This is a genomic window from Micromonospora sp. NPDC048898 (assembly GCF_043198035.1).
Classification (GTDB): Bacteria; Actinomycetota; Actinomycetes; order Mycobacteriales; family Micromonosporaceae; genus Micromonospora.
The window spans coordinates 154,690-169,568 of sequence record NZ_JBICUF010000011.1 but is presented as its reverse complement, the minus strand read 5'-3'; the positions used below and the strand labels follow the sequence as shown (position 1 = coordinate 169,568).

General features: G+C 69.8%; 14 protein-coding genes and 3 riboswitches. Of the genes, 7 read left to right on the top strand and 7 right to left on the bottom strand.

The genetic code is table 11. From position 1 onward, the window contains the following. Positions 1-615: a superoxide dismutase gene (locus ACGFIQ_RS25640; RefSeq protein ID WP_358164756.1), complete on the bottom strand. Its 615-nt coding sequence runs from the start codon at positions 613-615 to the stop codon at positions 1-3. 107 nt (positions 616-722) lie between these two features. On the opposite strand from ACGFIQ_RS25640, the gene ACGFIQ_RS25635 reads away from it, so the two are divergent. Further along, entirely contained in the window at positions 723-1,142 is a 420-nt protein-coding gene (locus ACGFIQ_RS25635; protein ID WP_393247690.1) for a Fur family transcriptional regulator, read from the top strand. A gap of 11 nt (positions 1,143-1,153) precedes the next feature. Here ACGFIQ_RS25635 and alaS read toward each other — a convergent pair whose 3' ends face one another. Continuing rightward, entirely contained in the window at positions 1,154-3,838 is a 2,685-nt protein-coding gene (gene alaS, locus ACGFIQ_RS25630; RefSeq protein ID WP_393247688.1) for an alanine--tRNA ligase, read from the bottom strand. A 51-nt stretch (positions 3,839-3,889) separates the two neighbouring features. Here alaS and def point away from each other — a divergent pair, with 51 nt between their 5' ends. After that, the gene (gene def, locus ACGFIQ_RS25625; protein ID WP_393247686.1) at positions 3,890-4,444 is read left to right on the top strand and encodes a peptide deformylase; all 555 of its coding nucleotides are present in this window, start codon (positions 3,890-3,892) and stop codon (positions 4,442-4,444) included. Continuing rightward, positions 4,441-5,514, top strand: a complete 1,074-nt coding sequence (tsaD, locus tag ACGFIQ_RS25620) for a tRNA (adenosine(37)-N6)-threonylcarbamoyltransferase complex transferase subunit TsaD (protein ID WP_393247683.1) — start codon at positions 4,441-4,443, stop codon at positions 5,512-5,514. Before def ends, tsaD begins: the two co-directional genes overlap by 4 nt. Here tsaD and ACGFIQ_RS25615 read toward each other — a convergent pair. After that, positions 5,481-6,008 carry a GNAT family N-acetyltransferase gene (locus ACGFIQ_RS25615; RefSeq protein WP_393247681.1) on the bottom strand — a complete coding sequence of 176 codons (528 nt, stop codon included), beginning with the start codon at positions 6,006-6,008 and terminating at the stop codon, positions 5,481-5,483. The two genes, tsaD and ACGFIQ_RS25615, sit on opposite strands and share 34 nt — an antisense overlap. A 168-nt stretch (positions 6,009-6,176) precedes the next feature. Further along, positions 6,177-6,325, top strand: a riboswitch (cobalamin riboswitch). Between the two features lie 87 nt (positions 6,326-6,412). Between ACGFIQ_RS25615 and ACGFIQ_RS25610 the strand changes: the two genes are divergently transcribed. The 3 genes from ACGFIQ_RS25610 to metE all read left to right on the top strand — a co-directional run bounded on the left by ACGFIQ_RS25610 (position 6,413) and on the right by metE (position 10,656). After that, positions 6,413-7,462 carry a prenyltransferase/squalene oxidase repeat-containing protein gene (locus tag ACGFIQ_RS25610; RefSeq protein ID WP_393247679.1) on the top strand — a complete coding sequence of 350 codons (1,050 nt, stop codon included), beginning with the start codon at positions 6,413-6,415 and terminating at the stop codon, positions 7,460-7,462. Further along, positions 7,456-7,944, top strand: coding sequence for a hypothetical protein (locus ACGFIQ_RS25605; RefSeq protein ID WP_393247677.1), 489 nt, complete (start codon positions 7,456-7,458; stop codon positions 7,942-7,944). Before ACGFIQ_RS25610 ends, ACGFIQ_RS25605 begins: the two co-directional genes overlap by 7 nt. Before the next feature lie 111 nt (positions 7,945-8,055). Continuing rightward, positions 8,056-8,273: riboswitch (cobalamin riboswitch) on the top strand. 118 nt (positions 8,274-8,391) lie between these two features. Beyond that, entirely contained in the window at positions 8,392-10,656 is a 2,265-nt protein-coding gene (gene metE / locus ACGFIQ_RS25600; protein ID WP_393247675.1) for a 5-methyltetrahydropteroyltriglutamate--homocysteine S-methyltransferase, read from the top strand. Positions 10,657-10,735: 79 nt separating this feature from the next. Here the strand turns inward: metE and ACGFIQ_RS25595 are convergent, their stop codons facing one another. The 4 genes from ACGFIQ_RS25595 to ACGFIQ_RS25580 all read right to left on the bottom strand — a co-directional run bounded on the left by ACGFIQ_RS25595 (position 10,736) and on the right by ACGFIQ_RS25580 (position 12,559). Beyond that, positions 10,736-11,635, bottom strand: a complete 900-nt coding sequence (locus tag ACGFIQ_RS25595) for an ABC transporter substrate-binding protein (RefSeq protein WP_393247673.1) — start codon at positions 11,633-11,635, stop codon at positions 10,736-10,738. A gap of 76 nt (positions 11,636-11,711) precedes the next feature. Then, on the bottom strand, positions 11,712-11,957 hold the full coding sequence (locus ACGFIQ_RS25590) for a LysE family transporter (protein ID WP_393247671.1): 246 nt from the start codon (positions 11,955-11,957) through the stop codon (positions 11,712-11,714). 23 nt (positions 11,958-11,980) lie between these two features. After that, on the bottom strand, positions 11,981-12,109 hold the full coding sequence (locus tag ACGFIQ_RS25585) for a hypothetical protein (protein ID WP_393247669.1): 129 nt from the start codon (positions 12,107-12,109) through the stop codon (positions 11,981-11,983). A gap of 3 nt (positions 12,110-12,112) precedes the next feature. Further along, entirely contained in the window at positions 12,113-12,559 is a 447-nt protein-coding gene (locus ACGFIQ_RS25580) for an acyl-CoA thioesterase (RefSeq protein ID WP_393247801.1), read from the bottom strand. A gap of 196 nt (positions 12,560-12,755) precedes the next feature. Continuing rightward, a riboswitch (cobalamin riboswitch) is annotated at positions 12,756-12,971 on the bottom strand. 191 nt (positions 12,972-13,162) lie between these two features. Between ACGFIQ_RS25580 and ACGFIQ_RS25575 the strand changes: the two genes are divergently transcribed. Further along, positions 13,163-14,644 carry a recombinase family protein gene (locus ACGFIQ_RS25575; RefSeq protein WP_393247667.1) on the top strand — a complete coding sequence of 494 codons (1,482 nt, stop codon included), beginning with the start codon at positions 13,163-13,165 and terminating at the stop codon, positions 14,642-14,644. The last annotated feature ends 235 nt before the right edge of the window (positions 14,645-14,879 follow it).

Genomic DNA, 14,879 nt, shown 5'->3' with positions numbered 1-14,879 from the left:
TCAGATCTTCGGGGTGGCGGCGCGGGCGGCGTCGAAGCGGGAGATGACGTCGGTCCAGTTGACCAGGTTCCACAGCCGGTCCACGTAGTCCGGACGGACGTTGCGGTACTGCAGGTAGTAGGCGTGCTCCCAGGCGTCGAACACCAGGATCGGCGTGGATCCCTGCCCGACGTTGCCGTGGTGGTCGTAGACCTGCTCCACGATCAACCGCTGGCTCAGCGGCTCCCACGCCAGCACACCCCAACCAGAGCCCTGCACGCTCTTCGTCGCCGCCGACAACTGGCCGGCGAAGCCGTCGAAGGAGCCGAAGTGCTCGTCGATCGCCGCCGCCAACTCGCCGTCGGGGCGGTCACCGCCGTCCGGGGACAGGTTGTTCCAGAAGATCGAGTGCAGCACGTGCCCGGACAGGTTGAACGCGAACGTCTTCTCCAGCCCGACCAGGGTGCCGAAGTTGCCCTTGTCGCGGGCCTCGGCGAGCTGCTCCAACCCGTCGTTGGCGCCCTTGACGTACGCGGCGTGGTGCTTGTCGTGGTGCAGCTCCAGGATCTCGCCGGACATGGCGGGCTGGAGTGCGCCGTAGTCGTAGGGCAGGTCGGGCAGGTTGTACACGGCCATGGAGTACGTCCTCTCATTGCTGCCTTAGTGTGGCTGTTGCCATTATCTTGCAACAAGGGCCTAGATGTCGTCTGGGGACGTGATTGATCACAGAAGCATCGGATCGGGTGGCGGCGGCTCTGGGCCGGCTGCGTGAGCGAGGACTGCGTCAGACGCCGGCCCGGCAGGCGGTGCTGACAGTGCTCGTGGAAGCCCCGTCCGACCGGCCACACCTGAGCGCCGCACAGGTCCATGAACGCGTCCGGCGCAACGGTCTGCGGGTCGACCTGACGACGGTGCACCGCGTGCTGGTGCACCTGACCGAGCTGGGAGAGTTGCACGCGGTGCCGGTCAGCGCAGCGATGACCTACGGGTTCGCCGACCATCCGCAGCACCACGCCGTCTGCACCAACTGCGAACGAATCTGCCACATCGCGCCCGGTGCGGTACTCACTGCGGTGCAGGCGGCCGGCGCGGCCGGTTTCAGCGCCGACCCGGCGGGGCGCTCCAGCGGCGTGGTGGTCTATGGGCGGTGCGACACCTGCTGAGGAGACACGCGTCACGTTGCTTCGCCAGCTGAGCGCAGCAGGTCCCGCACCAGATCGACGACCTGATCCGGCCGTCCCCCGGGCTGGCCGCCCTGGGCGAGGCTGGCACTGCCGCCGCCGCGCCCGCCGAGGGCGGTCTTGACCAGGTGTACCGCCGACGTGCCGCGATCGGCCGCCGCGTCGTTGACCGCCACCACGAGGCGCATCGTGCCGTTCGACGTGGGCGCGACCACCACGACCCCAGGACGGTCTTGCGGTAGTTCATGCCCGATCAGCTCAGCGAGTTGGCGAGGGTCAGCGCCGGCGAGGTCGGTGCTGACCGCGTACGCGGTTCCGGCGATGTCCTCGGCATTGCCGGCCACGGTCCGGGCCTGGGCCTGGGTGAGCTGAAGTTGAAGCTGTTCGGCCCGACGCTCGGCGGCCTTGGCCCGGCTGACCAGTGCAGTGATCCGGTCGGGCAGTTCCTCCCGTGGGGCGCGCAGCTGATCGGCGAGGCCGGTGACCAGATCCCGTTCGCGGGCCAGGTAGCGGAAGGCCTCGATCCCGGTGACGGCCTCGACCCGACGCTGTCCGGCACCGACGGAGGACTCGGAGGTGATGGCGAGCGCGCCGATCTGCGCCGACCGGTCGACGTGGGTGCCGCCGCAGAGCTCCCGGGACCAATCACCTCCGATGTCGACGACGCGGACGGTGTCGTCGTAGGTCTCGCCGAACAGGGCGAGCGCGCCGAGCTGCCGGGCCTCGGGCAGCGGCATGTACCGGGCGTGGACCGGCAGGTCGTCGCGGATTGCCAGGTTGGCGACCTCCTCGACCTCGCTGCGGGTGGCCGGCGAGAGGCCGCTCGGCGCGGAGAAGTCGAGCCGGAGATAGCCGGGCCGGTTGAATGAGCCGGACTGCAGCGCGCTCGGTCCGAGGACGTGCCACAGGGCGGCGTGCACCACGTGGGTGCCGGAGTGGGCCTGCCGGGCGCCGAGTCGCCACTGCGGGTCGACGGCCGCGTGAATCTGGTCGCCGACGGCGAGGGTGCCGGCGGTGATCCGGACCTGATGGACGACGAGGCCCTTGATCGGTCGTTGCACGTCGAGCACCTCGGCGCGCACGTTGTCGCCGGTGAGGACGCCGGCGTCGGCGTGCTGGCCGCCGGACTCGGCGTAGAACGGGGTCCGGTCGAGGAACACCCCGACGATCTCACCCGAATCCGCGACGGGAACCGGCGCGCCGTCACTGTTGAGGAGCCCGAGAACCGTCGAGTCGGTGTCGAGGGTCTGGTACGCCTGCCAGTCCGTCGGCCCGTGCGCGTCGAGCACCGAGCGGTACGCCGACAGGTCGACGTGGCCGGTCTTGCGGGCCTGCGCGTCCGCCTTGGCCCGGGTCCGCTGGTCGGCCATCAGCCGGCGGAACCCCTCGTCGTCGACAGCGAGGCCCTGCTCCGCGGCGATCTCCAAAGTCAGATCGATCGGGAAGCCGTACGTGTCGTGCAACTGGAACGCCTTCGCCCCCGACAACGCCGAACCACCCGCCGTACGGGTCTCCGCGATCGCCGTGTCCAGGATCGTGGTGCCGGCACGCAGGGTGGACAGGAACGCCTCCTCCTCCGCGTACGCGTAGTCCGCGATCCGGTCGAAGTCGGTCGCCAGCTCCGGGTACGACGGCGCCATGCAGTCCCGGGCCACCGGCAGCAACTCGGGCAGCGCCCGCTCCTGCCAGCCCAGCAGCCGGATCGACCGGATCGCCCGCCGCATGATCCGCCGCAGCACGTACCCACGCCCCTCGTTCGACGGGGTCACCCCGTCGCCGATCAGGATCAACGCCGTCCGCACGTGGTCCGCGATCACCCGCAGCCGGACGTCGTCAGGGTGCGACTCGCTGGCCACGTGCCCGGAGTGCGCCCCGTAGCGCTTGCCGGTCAGCTCCGCGGCGCGGGCCAGGATCGGCCGGACCTCGTCGATCTCGTACAGGTTGTCCACACCCTGCAGGATTGACGCCATCCGCTCCAGGCCCATGCCGGTGTCGATGTTCTTCGCCGGCAGGTCGCCCAGGATCGGGTAGTCGTCCTTGGTGGTGCCCGGACCCCGCTCGAACTGCATGAAGACGAGGTTCCAGAACTCCATGTAGCGGTCCTCGTCGACCGCCGGGCCGCCCTCGCGGCCGTACTCCGGGCCGCGGTCGTAGAAGAGCTCGGAGCACGGGCCGCACGGCCCGGGAATGCCCATCGACCAGAAGTTGTCCGCCTTGCCCCGGCGCACGATCCGCTCGGCGGGCACACCCACCGACCGCCAGATCTCGTACGCCTCGTCGTCGTCGAGGTAGATCGTCGGCCAGACGCGCTCCGGGTCCAGGCCGAACCCACCGTCGGCCTGCGACTTGGTGACCAGGTCCCAGGCGAGCGGGATCGCGCCGGCCTTGAAGTAGTCGCCGAAGGAGAAGTTGCCGTTCATCTGGAAGAACGTGCCGTGCCGGCTGGTCTTGCCGACCTCGTCGATGTCCGGTGTGCGGATGCACTTCTGCACGCTGACCGCCCGCTGGTACGCGGGAGTCTGCTGACCCAGGAAGTACGGGACGAACTGCACCATCCCGGCGTTGACGAACAGCAGGTTCGGGTCGCTGATGGCGGGCAGCGGAGCGGACGGCACCACGGTGTGGCCATTCGCCTCGAAGTGCGCGAGGTACCGCCGCTTGATCTCCGCCGTCCGCACCAGAGCACTCCCCTACTGCCATAGTTTTGCAATTGCATACTATGGGCAGCTATGGAGAGGCATGTCGGCACCCCGAGGCCGATCACCCGTTACGGCACCCCGGTCCTGCACCGCCGGTGCGCCCCGGTGACCGTGTTCGACGACGCGCTCGCCGCGCTGGTCGACGACATGTTCGCCAGCATGTACGCCGCCCACGGGGTGGGCCTGGCCGCCAACCAGATCGGCGTCGATGCCCGGATCTTCGTCGTCGATTGCCCCGACGCCACCGACATCCACACCGTCGCCCACGTGATCAACCCGGTGCTGCACCTGCCCGAGCAGCGGGAGCTGGTGATCGACTCCGAGGGCTGCCTGTCCGTGCCGGGGCAACGCGCCGACCTGGCGAGGTCCGCCACCGCCTCCGTCACTGGCGTCGACCTGCACGGTCAGCCGATCCGCCTGGAGGGCACCGGCACCCTCGCCCGGTGCTTCCAGCACGAGGTCGATCACCTCGATGGTCTCGCCTACGTCGACCGGCTGCCCGTCAAACTACGCAAGCAGCTCCTCGCGGCCAGCGCCGAGCACCCCGGCGTCGGCGCCGGCGTCCCCCAGGACACCGACGCGTGACAGTCGTCCTCGGCATCGAAACGTCCTGCGACGAGACCGGCGTCGGCATCGTCGCCGACGGCATCCTGCTCGGCGACGCGCTCGCCACGAGCATGGACGAACACGCCCGCTTCGGCGGCGTCGTCCCCGAGATCGCCGCCCGCGCCCACCTGCACGCCATCACCCCCATGGTCGACCACGCGCTGCACCAGGCCGGAATCGGCTTCGCCGACATCGGCGCGGTCGCCGCCACCGCCGGCCCTGGTCTCGCCACCGCCGTCCAGGTCGGCCTCGCCGCCGGCAAGGCGTACGCGCTGAGCCTCGGCGTCCCCCTCTACGGCGTGCACCACCTCGCCGGTCACGCCGCCGTCGACGTCCTCGAACACGGGCCACTGCCGGCCCGATGCGTCGCACTCATCGTCTCCGGTGGCCACACCAGCCTGCTCCTGATCGGCGACCTCGCCCGCGACCCCGTCGTGCACCTCGGCGACACCGTCGACGACGCCGCCGGCGAGGCATTCGACAAGGTCGCACGGCTGCTCGGCCTGCCCTACCCCGGCGGACCCGTCATCGACCGGATCGCCCGCGACGGCGACCCGAACGCCATAAGGTTTCCCCGCCCGATGACCGGCCCGCAGGACCCGCCCTACCGGTTCTCGTTCTCCGGGCTCAAGACCGCCGTCGCCCGCCACGTCGAGCAGCACACCGGTCCGCTGCCTGTCGCCGACGTCGCCGCCTCGTTCCAGGAGGCCGTCGCCGACACGCTCACCCGCAAGGCCCTCGCCGCCTGCCGCGACCACCAGGTCGACACCTTGCTCCTCGTCGGCGGCGTCGCCGCCAACAGCCGGGTACGCGCCCTCGCCGAACAACGCTGCGCCAACGCCGGCATCCACCTGCGGGTTCCCTCACCGCGGCTCTGCACCGACAACGGCGCCATGATCGCCGCAGTCGGAGACCTCCTCGTCCGCGCCGACGTCCCGCCCGACCGGCTCGATCTCAGCCCCGACCCGTCCGCTGTGCTGCGCGGCGCGCTGCTAGGTGGTCCCGGCGACGGGCGTCAGGCGACCGGTGCGAGTGGCACGTTCGTGTAGATCGTGATGCCCTTGCCAGTCCCCAACCTCTGCCACCCGACAGCGTCATAGAAGGCCGTCGTTCCAGGGATCGTCGGCACGGTGAGCAGCCATGCGGGGCGGTCACCGACCAGAGTGTCGAGTAGCCGCCGACCGAGACCACCGCGGCGGGCATTCGGCGCGACAGCAAGCTCGCCCACCTCGAACCGGCCGGACAACCCGGCGATGGCAGTGGACCCCAGAACCGAGCGCACCTGGCCGTAGGAGCGGTCGCTGGGGAACGGGGTCGGTGTGGTGTAGCCCAACGCGAACCCGGTCACAGTGTTGCCTGCGTGAGCGAGCGCACCAACGAATCCGGGTTTCTCGGTCCAATCGGCGAGCCGATCTGCGAGACCCCAGGCCCGTTCGAGCGGTTCGTTCCACGGCGGCACACAGAAGACCGCCGCGTAGATCGCCATCAGCTCGCCGCTGGCCGCGAGCATAGCCCTGCCGTTGACGAGCCGGACTGTGCTCATACCGCCCGACGGTGCGGAGTGGAGAGGATCTGGACGCTGACCATGCTGCGGTCGATCGACTTCACCAGAGCATCGTGCCGACCATGCACCGTTCTGGCAACGGCGGGCGGCCGGACGACCGGCTGGGATCGAGACGACCGTCGGATCGTAGACATTGACGGTGGCACCACGAGTGGTGACACTGTCCGTCACAACTTCATACCTGTGTGCTGATGGGGGAAGTCCGGTCGAAATCCGGCGCTGGCCCGCAACGGTAGGCGGCGACAGACGTAGTGACGCCGCGAGCCCGAGTACCCGTCCGCACACGTCAGGACCATCCCCCACCCGTCGTGGCCCACGGGTCGGAGCCACCCGACCGGAGTCGGGTCGTCTCGGACCATCGGAGCCCGGAAAGGCGCCGTTTCATGGTCAACCGCCCCCTCCGGCACCGCGCACGCATCCTCGTGACCGCCGCGCTCGCCGCCCTCACGCTGACTCTGACGGTCACACCGTCAGCTGCGTCAGCATCACCGCCGACCCTCAACAAAGCCGACGCCGCGGCCGGGTGGCTCGCCCGCCAGGCAGTAGACGGTGAACGCTTCGAAGTCACCTTCGACGGCGTCGCCTACCCCGACCAAGGACTCACCCTCGACGCGGTGTTCGCCTTCGCCGCAGCGAAGGTGGCCGACACGACTGCGGCCAACGCCGTGTCGTGGCTCGCCCAACCCGCCGTACTCACCGGCTACATCGGAGACGGCACCGAGGCGTACGCGGGCGCGACAGCGAAACTCGCCCTCGGCGCCCAGGTCCGGGGTCTCAACCCGGCGGCGTTCGGCGGAGTCGACCTACTCACCCGCCTCAACGGCCTGCTGACACCATCGGGTCGATACTCCGACCGTTCCGCGTTCGGCGACTACAGCAGCGCGTTCACCCAGTCCTTCGCGGTGCTGGCGTTGGACCGCGCCGGGGGCGCACCACCGGCGGCGGTCACGTTCCTGGCCGCGAGCCGGTGCGCCGACGGCGGTTTCCCGCTGCTCTTCGGGCAGGCGACCTGCGTCAGCGATGTCGACGCGACAGCGATGGCCGTGCAGGCTCTGCTCGCGGCGGACCGGCCACTCGTCGCGGCCTCGGCGGCGCAGTGGCTCGTTTCCGTGCAGAACAGCGACGGCTCGTTCTCCACCAACGGCGTGCCCAACGCGAACAGCACCGGACTCGCCGCCCAGGCGCTGTCCGCCGCCGGGCGATCGCTGCCGTGGCTGCGCGCTCGCCAGCACCTGATCAGCCTGCAGGTGAACTGCACGGGGGCATCCGCCAATCGTGGTGCCATCGCGTACACCTCGGGTGGGTTCGACGCGAGCACCGCTGTTCGGGCGACCGCGCAGGCCGTACCCGGCATGGCGGGCACCGGGTACGCGACCCTGTCGGCCGCCGGCGCCCAGCTGACCGCGCCCGTCCTGGCGTGTGCGCCGTGGTGACCGCCCCGCGGGTGACGGCTCGCCGACGGATCGCGCTACTCCTCGCGGCCGTCGTCGCCGGCGCCGGTCTGGTCGCGGTCGATCCGATCCCGCGCGCTGCACACGCAGCAGCGTGTGCGCCGGGGGCGGGCGTCACTGTGGTGGTCGACCTCACTGCCTTCGGCCTCGGTGTGCAGACCGGCTGCCGGCTCGGGGACCCACCGACCGGCCTCGCCGCGTTGCAGGGGGCCGGCTTCGCCGTCACCGGTACGAAACGGTGGGGGCTGGCCTTCGTCTGCCGCATCAACGGCTACCCCCTCCCCGCCGCCGAACCGTGTGTCAACACGCCACCCGCCAGCGCGTACTGGTCGTACTGGCACGCCGTACCCGGCGGCACCTGGTCCTACAGCACCCTCGGGGCCAGCAGCTACAACCCCGCGCAGGGCACTGTCGAAGGATGGCGCTTCGGCTCCGGGCAGGCTCCGTCTATCTCCCCGCCGTAGCGGGCCTCGGCCGGGAGTCCGGGCACCCGGATTCCCGGCCGGTCCGGTGGCGGGCGGACGACAGGGAAACCTGCCTATGACTGCGGCCCTGAGGATCAGCTCGCAGGCCGTACGATGGTCGGCAGTGCTGGTTCGCCGCGCCGTCATGGTGTGGCGTCGTAAGAGGGAACCCGGTGCAAGACCGGGACTGCCCCGCAGCGGTGAGTGGGAACGACCGCCGTCATACGCACTGGACGCGTGAGCGTCTGGGAAGCGACGGCCAGTAGGAGATCGGTTCGCGCCGGTCGCGCCCGCGAGTCCGAAGACCTGCCCGCACCGCGTACGCGTCCGCGTGCGCCGCCGTCGACCTCTCGGGAGGGTCAGGGCGAGGCCCGGTCGTTGGTCCGTGCCCTGCCGTGTCCCTCCAGTGTGGTCGGTGGTCGACCTCGAGGGAAGGACACCTGTTCCGTGACCACACCGTTCGGGCTGAGCACCGTGCTCGGCTATCCCCGCATCGGTCCGCACCGGGAACTCAAGCACGCCGTCGAGTCCTACTGGGCGGGCCGGATCGACGCGAACGCCCTTCAAGAGACTGCCGCCGGCCTCCGTGCCGAGGTGTGGCGCACACTGCGCGACGCCGGTCTGGACGCGATCCCGTCGAACACGTTCTCCTTCTACGACCAGGTACTCGACACCACCGTCCTGGTCGACGCGATCCCCGACCGGTTCCGCCGCCTCGGCCTCGGTGACCTGGACACCTACTTCGCCATGGCTCGTGGCACGGAGCGCGAGCCGGCGCTGGAGCTGACGAAGTGGTTCGACACCAACTACCACTACCTGGTGCCGGAGGTCGGCCCAGACACACCGTTCACCGCTCGGCCCGACAAGGCGGTACGGGAGTACGGCGAGGCGAAGGCGCTCGGCGTCACCACCAGACCGGTGCTGGTCGGCCCGGCGACCTACCTCCTGCTGTCCAAGGCCACCGAGGACGCGCCCGAGGGATTCCGGCCCTTCGACCGGCTCGATGACCTCATCGCTGTCTACGAGAACATCCTCGACACCCTGGCCGGTGCCGGCGTCGAATGGGTTCAACTCGACGAACCCGCGTACGCCGCCGACCGCACCCCGCAGGAGATCGCCGCGCTGCGCGCCGCGTACCGCCGGCTCGGCCTCCTAAAGCACCGCCCACGGTTGTTCGTCGCGTCGTACTTCGGTGACCTCGGCGACGCGTTACCAGCGCTGTTGGGCACCCCGGTCGAGGCGGTCGGCATCGATCTGGTCGCCGGGCCAGGCAACCTGAACCGCCTCGCCGCCGCCGGCCCACTACGCGGGAAGACGATCGTCGCTGGACTGGTCGACGGGCGCAACATCTGGCGAACCGACCTACGCACCGCCACCGCGACCGGCGCCGTACTGACCGCTCTGGCCGACCATGTCGCGGTGTCGACAACCTGTTCGTTGCTGCACGTGCCGGTGGACCTCGCCGCCGAACCCGATCTGGACCAGGACCTGCGTGGGCGGCTCGCGTTCGCCCGGCAGAAGGTCGACGAGGTCGTCGCTCTCGGACGCGCACTGCGCGACGGTGTCGGCGCCCTGCCCCCTGCCCTGCCCGCGACCCCGGCGGCCTGGCGTAACGACGGGGTCCGAGCCCGACTGGACGCGCTGCGACCCGAACACGTACGACGGGGCCCGTACGCCCAACGGGCCGCCACTCAGCAGGCCCGACTGGGTCTCCCACCGCTGCCCACCACCACCATCGGATCCTTCCCGCAAACCGCGGAGCTGCGGCAGGCTCGCGCGGCGCACCGGGCCGGTCGGCTCGACGACACCGGCTACGCCGAGCGGATGCGCGCCGAGGTCGCCCACGTCATCGCTGTGCAGGAACGTCTCGGGTTGGACGTGCTGGTGCACGGCGAACCGGAACGCAACGACATGGTGCAGTACTTCGGCGAACAGCTCGACGGGTTCGCCGCCACTGTCAACGGCTGGGTGCAGTCGTACGGCTCCCGGTGCGTACGCCCCCCGATCATCTACGGCGACGTCACCCGGACCGGCCCGATGACCGTCGACTGGTCCACCTACGCGCAGTCGCTGACGAACCGACCGGTCAAGGGCATGCTCACCGGACCGGTGACGATCCTGGCCTGGTCATTCGTCCGCACCGACCAACCCCTCGCCGACACCGCCAACCAGGTCGCTCTCGCACTGCGCGACGAGGCCCGCGACCTGGAGGCCGCCGGCATCCGCATCATCCAGGTCGACGAACCCGCGCTGCGGGAGACACTGCCACTGCGCCGGGACGAGCAGCGCGCCTACCTGGACTGGGCTGTCCGGGCGTTCCGGCTCGCCACCAGCGGAGTCGCCGACGCCACCCAGATCCACACCCACCTGTGCTACTCCGAATTCGGCGAGGTCCTGCCCGCGATCGACGCCCTCGACGCCGACGTCACCAGCATCGAAGCGTCCCGGTCAAAGATGGAAATCCTCGACGATCTCCGCACCACCGGCTACCAACGCGGTGTCGGACCCGGCGTGTACGACATCCACTCACCCCGCGTACCGGAACAGGCGGAGGTCACCGACGCGCTGCGCCGCGCCGTCGCCGCGGTGCCCGCCGACCGGCTCTGGGTCAACCCCGACTGCGGCCTGAAGACCCGCGGCTACCCGGAGGTCGAACAGGCCCTGACCCGTCTGGTCAGCGGCGCCGCCGAGATCCGCAGCACTCTTACCTGAGCGCGCGGTGGGGCGGCGGCACGCCGCCCCACCGTGGCGTGCGACAACGCGCATCCGATGCCCGCGTCGGCCAGGCGGGTCAACCCGCGTCGACGGAAACCCGCCGAGCGCGGGAATCCGGGCGGCCTGCGAGAATGGCGGCGAGGATCTCCGCGCCGTCGACGACCCTGGGACCGGGGCGGTTGAAGTAGGCGGGTCCGTCGACCACCCACACCTGCCCCTGACGAACCGCGGGGAGTTCGGCCCAACCGGGTTGCCCGGCCGCCACGGACAGCTCGCCGATGGTCCGTTCGGGCGTAAAGCCACACGGCCCGAACACCACCACGTCCGGGGCCAGATCGGCGACCACCAACCACAGGTGTGGGGTGCTGTGCGCCCCCGGACCGAGCAGCAACGACCGGCCGCCCGCGAAGGCGATCTGCTCGGGCACCCAGTGCCCGCCCGGCATCAGAGGGTCAAGCCACTCGACGAACAGCACCGTCGGCGCGTCGGACGACGGGCCGGGCAGCGCGGCGAGTCGACGCTCGGCGTCCGCCCGGATCTGCGCCGCCCTGCCCGCAGTGCCGGTCAACAAGGCCACGGCGTCGACCGTGTCCAGGATCCCGTTGATCGTCCTCGCCTCCAGGGACACCACCCTGGTATCGAGATCGATCAGCCGCACCGCGTCGTTGACCCGCGCATAGGAGACCGCGCACACGTCGCACAGGTCCTGGGTCAGAATAAGATCCGGCTTCACGTCCTCCAGCATCGTGACATCGAGCTGGTACAACGACGACCCTCGGTGCGGGTCGCCGGCGATCGCCGCCGAGATCTCCCGACTCGTCAACGCCTCGGGCAGAGACGTCCCCGTCACCACCGGCACACCGTCCAGGTCCCCCGGCGGCCAGTCACACTCGTGCGTGCGGCCGACCAGATGCCCGGTCAGGCCGAGCATGGCCACGATGTCCGTAGCCGCCGGCAGCAGGGAGACGATGCGCACACCCGCCTGCCTACCAGGCATGACCACGCCACGTCCACTTCGCGAGCCGGACCACGGCGACGGTCACCGGCCCTCGCTACGACCCGAGCGCGAGGCGTACCCCGAGCGCGACGAACGCCGCCGCGCAGATCCTGTTGAGGCGCAGCGAGAAGCGACCGTCAGTCATGCGAGCGCCGAGTCGCCCGGCACCAGCGCCCAGGGCGATGTCGACGGCGAGTTGCACCACGACGAAGACCGCACCGAGAAGCACCAGTTGGGCGGTGGCATTGCCCCGTGCCGGGTCGACGAACTGAGGCAGGAACGCCACGCTGAACAGGATCATCTTGGGATTGAGGAGATTGGTCACTAGTCCACGCAGGAAGGCCCGCGCGGAGCCGCCACCCTGCTCCGGCTCATGTCCGGGCCGGGCGTGACCATGAGGACGACGATCGCGGCGAGGTAGCCGACCAGCGTCGCAACGGAGAGTCCGAGCACGATTCAGCCCTCCTCGGCACCGTCGAGCAGCGCCCGCCGCAGGGCCAGCCGATGCTCGCGGCGGATCTCGGCCTCCCGGTAGCGACGCCGGTCCCCGTCGGTCTCCGGCAGCAGCGGCGGAACCGTACGCGGCTGTCCGTCGTCGTCGATGGCGACCATGACCAGGTGGGCGGTGGCCACGTCAGTAGGCGGCACCGCCCGGTCCCACCGGTCGGCGGTCACCTTGACGGCCACCTCCATCGAGCTGCGGCCGGCCCAGGTGATCCGGGCGTCGACGTGCACGACGTCGCCGACCCGCACCGCGCGCAGGAACGCCGTCTCGTCGATCGCGGCGGTGACCGCCGGCCCGTCGGAGTGCCGGGCGGCGACCACTCCGGCAACCGAGTCGATGAGGTTGAGGATGCGGCCCCCGTGGACCGTACCCATCAGGTTGGTGTGGTGCTGGTCCATGATCTGCGACAGGGTCAGGTGCGACGCCGACGGCGCTCGGCCGGCGATCGTGGCGGTGTCGTGCACAGCGGTAGTCCGTCCCTCGGGAAACCACACCACCGGAACACGGACACACACTGACGAGGACACACCGGCGCAGATCGCACACGGCACGTCACCCGCTCAGCCCACCCGCGAGGCCGACGGCAGCGCACACGGTCGTGTGCGCAGCACTGGCAGGTCTTCGGACTCGCGGGCCCGACCGGCTGCGCCGGTCCCCTACTGGCCGTCGCTTCCCAGGCCACTGGCCCAGTGCTGATGATGGCGGTCGTTCCCACTCACCGCTGCGGGGCAGCCCCGGATTCCCACCGGGTTCCCTCTTACGACGCCCAACCACCTCGTGACCGGGCGAACCAGCGCCGCCCGAAGCATAGCCCCGTGTAGATGACTTGCTCAGATGCCGGGATCCCCGGCCATCAACGGATGGAACCACTCGACGATCAACCTGGGAGGGTAGGAGGGCTAAGCCCATCCGCACGAGCCGGACACCCTGTCCGCCTGCCGCAGGCTTACACGAACAACACTCATACCTCCCCGCAAGCATCTCCCGATCGTGGAGGTCCTATGGCGACGAGGACAATGACAGAACGGGGGCGGAGCACTCTTTCGTCCTGGGCCGCCGGGCAGCGGAAGCTACGGCCACAACGGTTCACCCCGGCTGCGGATGGACTGCGCTTCGCGTTCTACGGACGGATGTCTACCGTCGACTTCCAGGATCGGGCGTCGTCGTGCCGGTGGCAACGCGACCACGCCGGCGACCTGGTCGCCGGTCATGGCCGGATCGTGGTGGAGTTTTTCGACGAGGGCGTCTCCCGCCGAGTGCCCTGGCCGGACCGGCCACAGGCGTCACGGCTGCTCGACGCCTTGACGGACGCGGCACGCGGTTTCGACGCGATCGTCGTCGGCGAGTACGAGCGCGCCTTCCACGGCCAGCAGCTTGAACAGTTGACTCCCACATTGCTCAGCCACGGGCTGCAGTTGTGGCTGCCGGAGACCTACGGGCCGGTGGACTTCAACAACCCTCGACAGTTGGCGTTGCTGGACCTACTGGGCGTGCACTCCCAGCGGGAGGTGTCCCGAGCCCGGCATCGCACCACCGCGGCCATGCGCGCCCAGGCAGAGTTGCAGGGCCGACACCTCGGCGGCCGGCCACCCTACGGCTACCAGCTCACCGACGCCGGCCCTCATCCGAACCGCGCCCACGCCGCCTGGGGACGACGCCTGCACCGCTTGGAGCCCGACCCTGCCACCGCACACCATGTTCGGTGGATCTTCGGGCAGCGGCTCGCTGGCCGCAGCGTGGCCAGCATCGCCCGCGCCCTCAACGACAACGGCGTCCCGTGCCCGTCCGGCGCCGACCCAGCGCGTAACCCCCACCGCAGCGGCCGCCAATGGATGCTCACCACTGTCGCGGCGATCCTGGCCAACCCCCGTTACACCGGCCGGCAGGTCTGGAACCGTCAACGCACCGACCGTGACGCCCTCCCTGAACGGGGAACCTTCGACCGACACCACGAGATCCAACGGTGGAGCGCCTCCACCGACTGGGTCATCTCCCGAAAGATCGCGCACCCTCCGCTGGTCAGCGAAGAACACTTCATCGCCGTCCAGGCAATCCACACCGCACCGACCCCCGCCGACGGCATCCCCCGCCGCTACGTGTTGGCCGGAGTGATCTGCTGCGGCGTGTGCGGCCGAATCATGGACTCCCACTGGATACACAGCCGACCCGGCTACCGATGCCGCCACGGACACACGAGCACCCGCACCAGGACCTCCACCCAACCGAAGATCCTCTACATCCGGGAAGACCACCTGCTCGACCGCATCCGACACGACAAAGGGCTACACCGTCACCATCCCGCACTGCGCAGCCCCGACCCAGAAAAACTCGCCAACTACGTACGCACCAACAACATGATCATTGTGTGTGACCACCACGCATGGACCATCGAAGCCGAAACCGCGATCTACCCGCTCACCCCGGCGGGAAGCTTCCTCGCCACGACAGCAAAAATCCCCGCCCAACGGGACGGGGATCGCTAGAAACACGAAGAAGAATCACGCTTCGTGTGGAAATAACGTGTCCGAGGGGATTCGAACTCTTGTACGCATCATATGTGCACCATTCTGGGGTGCACATGCTCATAGATTACGGTACGGCCAGGACTAGCTCAATACTGGCCGCCATAACCATGTGTAAGTGTACAGCCGACAAGTTGGACTCAGTCCGCCACGGCCTCTCTGTCTGACATCGGCGGGCCACGACGAGAGCCGTTTT